Source organism: Buttiauxella cochleicola, from assembly GCF_021282405.1.
Classification (GTDB): Bacteria; Pseudomonadota; Gammaproteobacteria; order Enterobacterales; family Enterobacteriaceae; genus Buttiauxella; species Buttiauxella massiliensis.
In genome coordinates, this window is sequence record NZ_JAJSOU010000002.1 from 363,698 (window position 1) to 376,070 (window position 12,373).

At 48.1% G+C, this 12,373-nt stretch carries 11 protein-coding genes; 3 read left to right on the forward strand and 8 right to left on the reverse strand.

Features of this window, described 5'->3' with window-relative positions:
- Window positions 1-2: 2 nt before the first annotated feature.
- From LVQ79_RS03970 to dsdC, 4 genes are all read right to left on the reverse strand, one after another.
- Entirely contained in the window at window positions 3-725 is a 723-nt protein-coding gene (locus LVQ79_RS03970; RefSeq protein ID WP_232864029.1) for an amino acid ABC transporter ATP-binding protein, read from the reverse strand.
- Entirely contained in the window at window positions 712-1,476 is a 765-nt protein-coding gene (locus tag LVQ79_RS03975; RefSeq protein ID WP_151993883.1) for an amino acid ABC transporter permease, read from the reverse strand. Before LVQ79_RS03975 ends, LVQ79_RS03970 begins: the two co-directional genes overlap by 14 nt.
- Before the next feature lie 102 nt (window positions 1,477-1,578).
- Complete coding sequence (locus LVQ79_RS03980; protein ID WP_370639826.1) at window positions 1,579-2,316, reverse strand: basic amino acid ABC transporter substrate-binding protein; 738 nt, start codon at window positions 2,314-2,316, stop codon at window positions 1,579-1,581.
- 185 nt (window positions 2,317-2,501) lie between these two features.
- Entirely contained in the window at window positions 2,502-3,425 is a 924-nt protein-coding gene (dsdC, locus tag LVQ79_RS03985; RefSeq protein WP_034460646.1) for a DNA-binding transcriptional regulator DsdC, read from the reverse strand.
- 225 nt (window positions 3,426-3,650) lie between these two features.
- Here dsdC and dsdX point away from each other — a divergent pair, with 225 nt between their 5' ends.
- Together dsdX and dsdA are read left to right on the forward strand one after the other, a co-directional pair.
- Window positions 3,651-4,988, forward strand: coding sequence for a D-serine transporter DsdX (gene dsdX, locus LVQ79_RS03990; protein WP_232863971.1), 1,338 nt, complete (start codon window positions 3,651-3,653; stop codon window positions 4,986-4,988).
- An 18-nt stretch (window positions 4,989-5,006) separates the two neighbouring features.
- Complete coding sequence (gene dsdA / locus LVQ79_RS03995; RefSeq protein ID WP_232863972.1) at window positions 5,007-6,335, forward strand: D-serine ammonia-lyase; 1,329 nt, start codon at window positions 5,007-5,009, stop codon at window positions 6,333-6,335.
- 93 nt (window positions 6,336-6,428) lie between these two features.
- On the opposite strand, the gene LVQ79_RS04000 is transcribed toward dsdA, so the two are convergent.
- Both LVQ79_RS04000 and LVQ79_RS04005 read right to left on the reverse strand, forming a co-directional pair.
- Complete coding sequence (locus LVQ79_RS04000; protein WP_232863973.1) at window positions 6,429-7,751, reverse strand: 6-phospho-alpha-glucosidase; 1,323 nt, start codon at window positions 7,749-7,751, stop codon at window positions 6,429-6,431.
- A complete protein-coding gene (locus LVQ79_RS04005) occupies window positions 7,748-9,370 on the reverse strand; it encodes an alpha-glucoside-specific PTS transporter subunit IIBC (protein ID WP_151993888.1) in 1,623 nt (540 codons plus the stop codon). Before LVQ79_RS04005 ends, LVQ79_RS04000 begins: the two co-directional genes overlap by 4 nt.
- A 308-nt stretch (window positions 9,371-9,678) precedes the next feature.
- Between LVQ79_RS04005 and LVQ79_RS04010 the strand changes: the two genes are divergently transcribed.
- On the forward strand, window positions 9,679-10,407 hold the full coding sequence (locus LVQ79_RS04010) for a GntR family transcriptional regulator (protein ID WP_232863974.1): 729 nt from the start codon (window positions 9,679-9,681) through the stop codon (window positions 10,405-10,407).
- An 88-nt stretch (window positions 10,408-10,495) separates the two neighbouring features.
- On the opposite strand, the gene LVQ79_RS22540 is transcribed toward LVQ79_RS04010, so the two are convergent.
- Window positions 10,496-11,389 carry an HNH endonuclease gene (locus tag LVQ79_RS22540; RefSeq protein WP_232863975.1) on the reverse strand — a complete coding sequence of 298 codons (894 nt, stop codon included), beginning with the start codon at window positions 11,387-11,389 and terminating at the stop codon, window positions 10,496-10,498.
- A 113-nt stretch (window positions 11,390-11,502) separates the two neighbouring features.
- Window positions 11,503-12,243, reverse strand: a complete 741-nt coding sequence (locus tag LVQ79_RS04020) for a pentapeptide repeat-containing protein (RefSeq protein WP_232863976.1) — start codon at window positions 12,241-12,243, stop codon at window positions 11,503-11,505.
- Window positions 12,244-12,373 lie beyond the last annotated feature (130 nt).

Below are 12,373 nucleotides of genomic sequence, written 5' to 3' on the forward strand. Positions count from 1 at the left end.
ACTTAAAGCACTTTACTCAAAAACTCTTTGGTACGTGGGTTAGTCGGGTTGCTAAACAGTTGCGACGGCGGCCCCTGCTCCTGAATCACACCCTGATCAATAAACACCACGCGATCCGCCACTTCACGGGCAAACCCCATTTCGTGAGTGACGATAACCATCGTCATTCCTTCCAGAGCCAGCTGTTTCATCACGGCTAGCACTTCACCTACCAGTTCCGGGTCGAGTGCTGAAGTTGGCTCATCAAACAGAATGATCGACGGCTCCATTGCCAGCGCACGGGCAATCGCCACACGCTGCTGCTGCCCACCGGAAAGGCTTGACGGCCAGGCGTCGATTTTGTCTATCAACCCAACCTTTTGCAGCAGTTTTTCCGCACGTGACACGGCTTCAGCCTTCGATAAACCTTTAAGCGACATCGGCGCCATCGTCAGGTTTTCCAGCACTGTCATATGTGGGAACAGGTTAAAACGCTGGAATACCATGCCAATACTTTCGCGCAGCGTGTTGAGGTTAGTTTTTGGGTCGTGTACGGCAAAACCGTTCACCATTACCTCACCACCATCCGGCTTTTCCAGCGAGTTCAGGCAGCGTAGAAAGGTACTCTTACCGGAACCGGACGGACCAATCACACACACCACTTCCTGTGGCGCGATATCACAGGAAATGCCGCGCAGCACATGGGTTTTGCCAAATTGTTTCTGTAAATCCTTAACGTGAATCACTTTTGCCAAACCTCTTTTCCATGTGTTGCACCATCAGCGAGAGCATGAACGTCAGCACCCAATACACCAGCGAGATCGTCAGGTACGGTTCCCAATATGTCGCATAAGCGCCAGAGACGGTACGTGCGGCGTAGGCCAAATCTGCAAGGCCAATCGCTGAAGCCAGTGAAGAATCTTTCACAATGGCGATAGCGTTATTACCTAGCGGCGGCAGAATCCGGCGGAATGCCTGCGGCAAAATCACTTTGCGCATCGTTTTGCCCCAGCCCATACCTAAAGCGCGGGAAGCTTCCATCTGGCCTTTATCGATAGACTGAATACCCGCACGGAAAATCTCAGAGACATAAGCCCCGGCGTTGAGCGTAATCGCCACCACGCACGAGAGAAATGCGCCATATTCAGAGCGCAGTGCACGGGCAAAATCCACCGACATCAGCCCACTGGTCACCAACATGCCATCACGCGGGTTGATAAACAGCGGCACCAGCGCAAAGTGAACCACCATGATTTGCACAAACAGTGGTGTGCCACGGAACGCACTGACGTAAACGCGCACCGGCCACTGCACCGCATAACGCAGCACGTGTTTCCACGGGCCATCTTCGGCATGCGCCATGCGGCCCAGACCAAGCAGCAAGCCCCATGTGGTGCCTAAAATAACGCAGATGATGGTGCACTTGATGGTCATGATCGCGCCTTGCATAAATAGCGGCGCGTATTCTGAGATTATCTCCCAGCGAAATCCGGTCATACCTGTCCTTGTTGGGGCCAAAACGGCCCCAAGTCATATACCCATTATCCTTCAAGCTGCAGGGGTGTTGGCTGCAACTCAAATGCTAACGGGTATCGCAAATTATTCAGCGGGGAGAGTTGGAACGTTGCTATCAAACCAGGTGGAATAGATTTTTGCGTAGGTCCCGTCGGCGACGATTTTCTTCAGTCCTGCGTTGATTTTACCCAGCAGTTCCTGGTTATCTTTCGCTACGGCAATGCCGAAATACTGGCGTTCGAATTTATCATCTTTAACCGCTTTCAACGCTTTTTCCGGGTGAGATTTGATGTAGTACTTCACCACACCCACATCGCCAACTGCCGCGTCTATACCGTCTTCAGCAAGTTCTTGCAGCATCAGCGGCGTATTATCAAAGCGTTTGATATCAGTGCTGTTTTTACCCAGCGTATCGGATACGACGGTATCGCCTGCGCTAGAGTTCACCACGCCGACTTTCTTACCTTTTAGCGCGTTAACGGAATCCACTTTGGAGTCATTGGGTACCACGATGGACTGCTCTGCCGGGAAATATGGCGCGGAGAAATCAACCATCGCTTTGCGTTTATCGGTGATGGTGATGCCAGAAATAATGATGTCACGGTCGCCGGAGTTCAGCGTGGCAAAAATACCTTCCCACGGTGTATTAACCAGTTTGATATCAAAGCCTTCTGCTTTGGCGATAGCTTTGATGATATCGATATCAAAACCTTCCAGCTGTTTCTGGCTGTTTTCAAATTCAAATGGGCGGTACGTACCACCAGAGCCCACAACATAAGTCTGCTGCACGGCATAAGCGGAAGAGACAACGGAGGACAACATGCACCCGGCGAAAACAACTGATTTAACTAATTCCCTGAACATTTTTCACTCCGAAAAGTTATTTAGTTATGCATTTAATCTGCATAAAAATACATAAATTGACGGAAGGCATCAACTGAAAGTTACAACAGACTCATTTTTCGGAGTTCGTCCCGCACATGAAACAACGCTGTGACAGCACCAAATTAAACTTGTGATTGCAGCCAGTGAATAAATGCTTCAATTTTTGGCCATTGCCGCCCGGGTAGCGTGGTTGCGTAATAATGTTGATGACATTTCAACGTCATATCACCAAATGGAGCAACTAACTCGCCGCGATCCAGGCGCTTTTGCACCAGCCTTTTGCGCCCCATTGCCACACCTATCTGGTTTACGGCGGCAATAACAGCTAAGTCTGAACGATCAAATCCAATGCCTGAAGATGAAGGTAAATCGATGGAAAAATGTTGCGCCCAGCTATGCCATTCGTCCGTGCCCGAATCGTTACTCCACGCCTGGCGGTCATGTAGCAGCGTACAGTTTCGTAAGAACTCTGGTTTATTATGCAATTCGAATCGCTGTGCGTATTCCGGACTGCAAACCGGCAAGATGTCTTCATCCATCAGAAAATGATGGGTTAGCTGTGATGAAGGGGCATCGTCAAAATAAAGCGCCAGGTCGACTCCAGCACGTTGCAGATTCACGTTGTCGTTGCCAGTGAGAATGGTCAGTGAAATGGAAGGGTAGCGCCGCGTAAAATCGCCCAAAATCGGCACCAGCCAACACTGAGCAATTGAAGGACGCGAATAAATAGTCAGTAAGCCCGACAGCTCCTGGTTTTTGATATCCAGGATCTCCTGATTTAACGTATCCAGCGATGATTTCAGCGCCCAAAAAACTCGTTTTCCTTCATGTGTTAACTCAACTTTACGGTGTGAACGCACAAACAGCTGGATCCCCAACTCCTGCTCAAGCTGATTAATCCGATGGCTGACCGCGCTCGAACTTAGCGAAAGCTCTGCCGCTGCCAGCGCGAAGGATTGATGCCGAGCTGCGACTTCAAATGTGTAGAGTTTTGATAGCTGCCAGCCGTTGAGCAGGCGGTTTCTGACTTCACGAATCGGGTCCATAGCGCTTTCCTGAAAGATAAATCATGGCGACATTGTAAAATACGCCCTCGAAAACGTCGTTTTAAGATGTGAAAAATCGAACCAACATCAATTTAACACCCCTAATTTCGACCTGAATCACTCTTTTGCCTCAATCTGGCTCATCTGAGATGCTATTTATATCGTTTGTCAGCCAGGAGCAATTTTTATCCAATAGTGGCAGATAAATCGCAGAGTGAGGTGGGTATGGAATCTCAGATTTGGGTTGTGGGAACGCTGCTTAGCAGCATAATTTTAATCGTCTTTACTATCGTAAAACTGAAGTTTCACCCTTTCCTCGCTTTGTTGCTGGCCAGTTTTTTTGTCGGCACCATGATGAGTATGAGCCCGCTGGATATGGTGAACGCCATTGAAAACGGCATTGGCAGTACGTTGGGCTTCCTCGCAGCAGTCATTGGCCTTGGCACGATTCTGGGCAAGATGATGGAAGTGTCAGGCGGCGCCGAGCGGATTGGCCTGGCGTTACAGCGCTGCCGATGGTTATCGGCTGATGTGATAATGGTGTTGGTTGGCTTGATTTGCGGTATCACGCTATTTGTGGAGGTCGGTGTGGTGTTGCTGATTCCGCTGGCATTTTCTATCGCCAAAAAGACCAATACCTCTTTGCTGAAACTGGCTATTCCATTGTGTACTGCGTTAATGGCAGTCCATTGCGTGGTTCCGCCACACCCAGCGGCGATGTTTGTCACCAACAAACTGGGTGCGGATGTCGGCACAGTGATTGTGTATGGTTTACTGGTGGGTTTAACCGCATCGTTAGTCGGCGGGCCGCTGTTCCTGAAAATCGTTGGAAATCGTCTGCCGTTTAAAGCGGTCCCTGCTGAATTTTCTGACCTGAAAGTGCGTAACGAAGAAACGCTGCCTTCATTGGGCGCGACGCTGTTTACGATTTTACTGCCGATTGGCCTGATGCTGGTCAAAACCCTCGCCGAGCTGAATATGGCGAAAGGCGGGGCGTTATATACACTGCTGGAGTTTATCGGCAACCCAATCACAGCCATGTTTATTGCGGTGTTTGTCGCCTATTACGTGCTTGGATTACGCCAGCATATCGGCATGAGCCAACTGTTAACCCATACCGAGAATGGCTTTGGTTCTATCGCCAACATTTTGCTGATTATCGGTGCAGGCGGCGCGTTTAACGCCATTCTGAAAACCAGTGGCCTGGCAGATTCGCTGGCGGTGTTGTTATCCAATTTGCATATGCATCCGATCCTGCTGGCATGGCTGGTCGCCCTGATTTTGCATGCGGCTGTAGGCTCTGCAACAGTGGCAATGATGGGCGCAACCGCGATTGTGGCACCGATGCTGCCGCTTTATCCCAACGTCAGTCCGGAAATTATCACCATTGCTATTGGCTCCGGCGCAATTGGCTGCACCATCGTCACAGACTCACTGTTCTGGCTGGTGAAGCAATATTGCGGCGCAACGCTTAACGAAACATTCAAATACTATACAACGGCGACTTTTATCGCCTCTCTGTTAGCACTGGGCGCGACGTTCCTGCTTTCCTTTATCATCTAAGCGCAAAGAGATTGTCTTATGAAAAACGCTGAAATAAACACATTGATTCAACAGTTTCCGCTGGTTCGCGATCTGATTGATTTGCAAGAAACCCGTTGGTTTAACCCGGAAACCACAACATTCGCCGAAGGCTTACCGTACGTGGGGCTGACCGCCGAAGATGTGCAGGATGCCCATGCACGCCTGACGCGTTTTGCGCCTTATCTGGCGCAGGCATTCCCGGAAACCGCTGCGACTAACGGCATTATCGAGTCCGAACTGGTCGCCATTCCAGCAATGCAAAAACGCCTGGAAAAAGAGTTTAATCAGAAAATCTGCGGCCAGTTGCTGCTGAAAAAGGACAGCCATCTGCCAATTTCAGGTTCCATCAAAGCGCGTGGCGGGATTTATGAAGTCCTGACTCATGCCGAAAAACTGGCAATCGAAGCCGGTTTACTGACCACCGAAGATGATTACACCAGACTGCTATCACCTGAATTTAAAGCTTTCTTTAGCCAATACAGCATCGCAGTTGGTTCAACCGGCAACCTGGGGTTATCCATCGGCATCATGAGCGCGCGCATTGGCTTTAATGTCACCGTACATATGTCTGCCGATGCCCGAGCGTGGAAAAAAGCCAAACTGCGTAGCCATGGCGTGACGGTTGTGGAATACGAGCAAGATTACGGTGTTGCCGTTGAACAAGGTCGCAAAGCGGCTGAATCCGACCCTAACTGTTTCTTTATCGACGATGAGAATTCCCGCACGCTTTTCCTCGGCTACTCAGTTGCCGGTCAGCGCTTAAAAGACCAGTTTACCCAGCAAGGTCGCGTTGTGGATAAAGAACACCCGCTGTTTGTTTACCTGCCGTGCGGCGTGGGCGGTGGGCCTGGTGGTGTGGCATTTGGTCTGAAAATGGCGTTTGGTGATAACGTTCACTGCTTCTTTGCAGAACCGACGCATTCGCCTTGTATGCTGCTGGGGGTTTATACCGGCCTGCATGATGAGATATCCGTGCAAGATTTGGGTATTGATAATGTTACTGCCGCTGATGGCCTGGCGGTGGGGCGTGCATCCGGGTTTGTTGGGCGCGCAATGCAACGGTTACTCGATGGTTTTTATACTCTTGAAGACCAGACCATGTACCGGTTGCTCGGCTGGCTTGCGGAAGAAGAAAATATTCGTCTTGAGCCTTCAGCATTAGCAGGAATGCCAGGCCCGCTGCACGTAAGTGCAGATACGGCTTACCAGCAGATGCATGGCTTCACCGCGCAGCAACTGCAAAATGCTACTCATATCGTTTGGGCGACAGGCGGCGGCATGGTGCCAGAAGCGGAGATGGCGCAATATCTGGCGAAAGCGAAGTAACCCGTTTACGGCGAAGTTGTCGGATGTCGCTAACGCTAATCCAACCTACGAAAAAATCTGGAGTAAGGGGCAGCCCCTTACTCCAGTTCGCCGCTATTTCAGTTCAGGCCAGTACTCTTTGTTCGCTACAATCAAATCATCAAGAATCGCTTTGGCAACCGATGCACTTGGCACGGTTTTCGACAGCGTGATCGCCTGCCATAACTTCACGTATGAGCGCTCTTCCCAGGCTTCAACCACCAGTTTTTCTACCGCCACCTGTTGGCTCATCAACCCTTTCTGGAACTGTGGAATATTGCCGACAACCAGCGGCTCCGGCCCACTTTTCCCAACCAGACATGGAATTTCAACCATCGCTTCCGGGTCAAAGTTATTAATCGCGCCGTTGTTTGGCACAATCAAAAGCATGCGTTCTTGTGTATTAAAGGCAATTGCCGCCGCCAGATCGACGATGTACGACGCATGTTCGTCAATCTCCAGCTCCCCTGCTGATGATTTCCCTGCCTGAATGATGGCATTACACGAACCAAACACGTGTTTTTCACGGTGTTCCATCACTTCGTTGGCGCGGGTGTGTTCCGGGTTGGAGTGCTCAACCACATAATCCGGGAACAGGTAATATTTCAGGTAAGTATTAGGGAAGGTGCTAGGGTCCAGGGCCCACACATCTTTTGCTTTAGAGAATGTATCGTTCCAGCTGGCTTCGGTTCCATGCTCATCTGATGGCGGGACATAACCAAATTTAGCCACATGTTCGCGGATCTTCGGCATCAAATCGTTGCCATTTTTATCCTCGATTGATGTCCACCAGCCAAAGTGGTTAAGGCCGTAATAACGTACGCGCATCTCTTTACGATCTTTCAGGCCAGCAATTTGCGCCATGCGGCTTTCAATGCCGATTGGCATATCGCAAATGTTGAGAATCTTCGCGTGCGGGCGCAGTTTACGAGTCGCTTCAGCCACAATCGCTGCCGGGTTGGAGTAGTTAAGCATCCAGGCGTTTGGCGAGTATTTCTCCATGAAATCAACCAGCTCTAATACACCACCGATGGAGCGCATACCGTAGGCAATCCCGCCTGGTCCACAAGTTTCCTGGCCCAGAACACCATGGCGCAGTGGGATTTTCTCATCTTGTTCACGCATCGGGTATTTACCCACGCGGATGTGTGCCATCACGAAGTCCACATCGGTAAAGGCTTCTTTCGGGTCGGTGGTATAGCTGAACTCGATTTCAGGAGCCTGCTCTTTGAGGATAACTTTGCAAGCTTCTGCAATCGTTTCCTGCCGCGCGCCATCATTGTCATAAAACTTCAGGGCACGCAGCGGGAATCGGTGCTGGTTTGCCAGTAACATCAATACGATACCAGGAGTGAATGTGCTGCCGCCACCGGCTACTACTACAGAGAATTTTTTCATGATACTGCCTCCGTCATGGATTTAAGTTCGGTCGAAGAAGTGTCTTTCATCAGAGTTTCAAGTTGGTCTCGGACTTGCGGGACATGCAGGCCCACAATCACCTGAATACCGTTGCCGCGTCGCACCACACCGTGGGCGCCCAGCGCTTTGAAAATGTCGTCACTGTGCGTCAGGGCCATATCTGCGAGGGTGATACGTAAGCGAGTCGCACAGTTATTGACGCTAAGAATGTTGTCGGTACCGCCGAGCGCTTCGAGGAAGCCTGCGGCCTGACCTTGTTTGGTCTCTTTGGTCGCAGCAGCGGTGGTTTGCTTGCGTGATGCCTGGTAATCCGCCTTGCTGTACAGCTTGACCTCACTGTCTTCACGCCCTGGTGTTTTCAGGTTGAAGCGCAAGATGAGGGTGCGGAACACCACGAAGTAGATGCCGGTGAAGACGAGGCCAATACCAATCTGGATAAACATCATTGATGCATGGTTGTGGAACATCGGTATCCAGTTTTGCGGCAGGAACTGGTCGAGAAGCCCGCCACCCATGTTGCCCACCACGCCACACATGTACATCACGGTCGCCATGGTTGCGGCAAGGAAGGCGTGGACGGCAAACAAGACTGGCGAGATAAACAGGAAGGTAAATTCAAGTGGCTCAGTAATACCTACCAGCATCGCGGTGAGCGTTGCGGGTATCAGCAATCCGGCGACTTTTACGCGGTTTTCAGGTGCTGAGGTGGCGTACAGAGCAAGCGCAATCCCCAGGCAGCCAAAGATCTTAGAGTTGCCGTGCAGTGCAAATCCGCCTTCCGGGAACAGGGTTTTCAGCGGCAGCGTGCTCTGGCTGAACTCCTGCAAATGCTGCGCCCAGTAAACCTGAATACCGCCTTCAACTACCGCCGGGCCAAAGATAAACGGACCGTAGATGAAGTGATGCAAGCCGGTTGGAATCAGAATGCGTTCCAGGAAGGTATAAACCCAGACGCCAAGCGAACCGGCGCTACGCAAGAATTCCTGTAGGGATTCAATGCCCATTTGCACTTTTGGCCAGCCATAAAGGGTGAGCCAGGCGCAAGGAATCATGGCAAAGAAGGCGACAATCACGACAAATGAACTGCCCTGGAAGATGCCAAGAAAGACGGGGAGTTGTTTTTCGAAATAGCGGTTGTGGATAGCCGTGACAAAACCGGAGATAACAATCGCGCCAATGATGCTGGTATCAAGCGTTTTGATCCCGGCAATCATGGTTAGCCCGGTTCCCGCCACCGGATCGGCGCTGAAATCAACACCGAAGTAATGGCCCCAAGTCATCCCCATGGCATTAATGAAGTAGTTCCAGGTCATAAAGCTAACCAGTACCGCTAAGCAAGCACGGCCCTGCGCTTGCTTAGCGAGGCCAATCGGTAAGCCGACGGCAAAAATCAGCGGCATATTGCGGAACACCGTCCAGCCACCTTCTTCAATAATGTGAACAATTTGCGCGAATAAATTATCGGGTGCGGTTAGCGCTTCGCCGACGAACATCGGATTGCGCAACATAATGGCGATGCCTACGACAATCCCGGCGAACGGAAACAACAAAACCGGGGTAAACATTGCGCCACCAAAACGTTGTATTTGACTGAGCATTTTTAAATCCTCACGTAACAACCTGTAGGGTAAATGGCCTTATTTTTTAACGCTGGTTTTAACGCTGGCCTGAGACTGAGAGTAGGGAGACACAGGTGACTTATCGTTGCCCGTCGCACCGATTCGTGATCGCTTTCATAGTTTTTATTTGGGGTAAGTTGTCTACTTTTTAATACTTAACTAGACACGATGATTTTAAATTTCTTATTCATCATGAAAATATGAAATAAAAACCATTTAAATTATGAAGTTAATTAATGAAATAACGGTTCTATAAACCCCATTCGAAGCGGCTAAGAGGTCTACAGGTGATCTACAAATCTATCGCCGATCGGTTACGCATCCGGCTAAATTCTGCTGATTACAACATTGGCAGCCCGTTACCTTCTGAAGTTCGCCTGGCAGGCGAGTTTGGTGTTTCACGTATGACGATTCGTAAAGCCATCGATTTGCTGGTGAGCTGGGGGTTGGTCGTGCGTCGCCACGGCAGTGGCACTTATGTAGCGAAGAAAGATGTTCACCATGAAACCACGAATCTGACCGGGTTTATTGAGGTGATGCGCAACCAGGGCAAAGAGGTGGTGAGCAACGTGCTGGAGTTCAATGTGATGCCCGCCCCGCCAGCAATAGCCAGCCAATTACGCATTAATATTGATGAACGGATCTATTTCTCGCGCCGGGTTCGCTCGGTAGATGGCAAGCCGTTAATGGTAGAAGACAGCTATATGCCGGTGAAATTATTCCGTAATTTGTCCGTCGCACATCTGGAAGGTTCTAAATTCAGTTATATCGAAGATGAGTGCCACATCATCGTCTGTGGTAACTACGAAAGCCTCACACCCGTGCTGGCCGACAAGAAAATGGCAAAACTGCTCAATATCGATGAGCTAACACCCATTCTGCGCATCACGTCACTGTCATACAGCGACAGCGGTGACTATGTGAATTATTCAGTGATGTTCCGAAATGCCAGCGAATACCAGGTGGATTACCATTTGCGGCGGGTGCATATGAATAGAATAAGAGATGAGGAATAAACATAGCTTGCTGATAACTAATTTAATAACAATAAGATAATTGCTGCCCTAATGGGCAGCAATTTCGTTAAAAGCTCTGAATTCGTTTTTACTTCTTAAATACATTTTCTCTATGCCATTCAAGAAATGTGTAAGCCTTTGGATGAAATTCGCGAACCCGTTGGATTTTGATGTTTAAATCTTGCCATATTTTACTGTCAAAGCATGGACTTAGCATTACTAAGCCATCGTTGGTAAACGACAAGTAACCATTATCGAAAAGCACGTCTATATGAGCAGCGAACATAATCCCGTTATAAGGATTCAACCGTTCTGAACCAGTCTCACAAGCGCGCCAGGGTTTGATATGACTTGCTTTAAGTAGAGGAAGGAAAGAAACACCAGTCACAGGGCATGCTGGATAAATTTTCAAACATTCCACCCGGAACATCCCCTGACCCCGACGCGCTTCAATGTACGTCAGTTTCTCTGTTTCACTCAGAGATACATCAGTAAGGATTTCTTCAACGTCCTCAACTTCCGGAGCATATATACGCGTCATAACAGTTGTATAAATGTCTCTGTTTGGCGCGTGTCTTTTAGCAGTTAACGTTGACGCAATAATATCCGTGGGAATTCCTGCTGGAACATTAATATATTTTATTTTTGAACCATATGAACGGTTACCTGTGAACTCTTCCCAATTCAAAGTTGTTTTCCCATGAATATGAGCATTTGTAAAATACACTACTTTCTTATTTACTTTTACGCCTTCAACTTCATGAATTTTGACTATATCTGCAACTATAACATCGAATTGAGATTTATTAACATCATCTTCCTTGCGAATAATAATAACCTCCGGAACTTTACCTTTACCAATAACCCATTTTCCGGAGTGCCCATCTTTTCCTTCCATATGAAAATTGGCGCCACTTGTTTCCACAATTACTGCAAGTCTGGATGGAGATATTTTATTAAAGCTGATATTATTCTTTTCCACAATACACTTCCTTATATAGGGTAGATCGATATGCAACAGAATTCTACGTGTTGTGTATCATTATCGACCGTGCGTGATTTTTCTTTAGAAATTGATACATAAAATGGATTCAGCTATTTGATGAAATGTACTTTTTCAGCACCATAACAGTTTATAAAACTAACGGCACCCTTAGGTATGTTAAGAAAATGAGCACCTGTAACATCACAACCCTCCAATACCAATGGGCGTTCAACAATGTTGCAATGTGAAAAAGTAGTATTTTTTAGATTGCAACTCATAAAAACTACGCGTTGTAAATTACACTTATTTATAACCGTGCTTTCGAATGAGGTGTTTTCAAAAAAGCAACTTCGTAGAACAGATGAATAGATGATCGCATTAACAATACCAGAGAAAGTAACCAGACCGCGTAAGACGCAATCAACAAGGAATCCCTTAATAGAAAATTCCGACAAGCGCTCTCCAGTATTATCAATATCAATCGACCGAGACTCAACTCCTTCCAATTGCAATGAAATACCTGAGTTTAGCCTTATAAAAGAATCTTGTAATACTCCATTTTTAATATGCAATTTTCCTTTTGAATTTAACACTGAGTTTTCGATGAAGTTTTCAAATAGTAAGAGGTCACCATCTATTTTAAACAATGAGTTTACTACCTTACCATTAAGTACCTCTACCCCCGAATAGCTACCATGGTCTCTATATGTATCAATCAGACAGTTATTCAAATTGCACTTATTAATAATGGAAGTACCAATTAGATTATATGCAATTATTTTTTCATTTTTTAGAATGGCATTATTGAAGGCGAAAGAAGTCGCCTCCCTGATAACTTGGGGGGTCAACATGATAGCTCCTGGACGCAAAAAAACCGCTAACAAAAGTAAGCGGTGACGATAACGATGATGAGAACACTTGTCGGTTATAGCAAAAAAATCGATGGCACTACAATCGCTATTTCGTCCTATTATTTGCAAT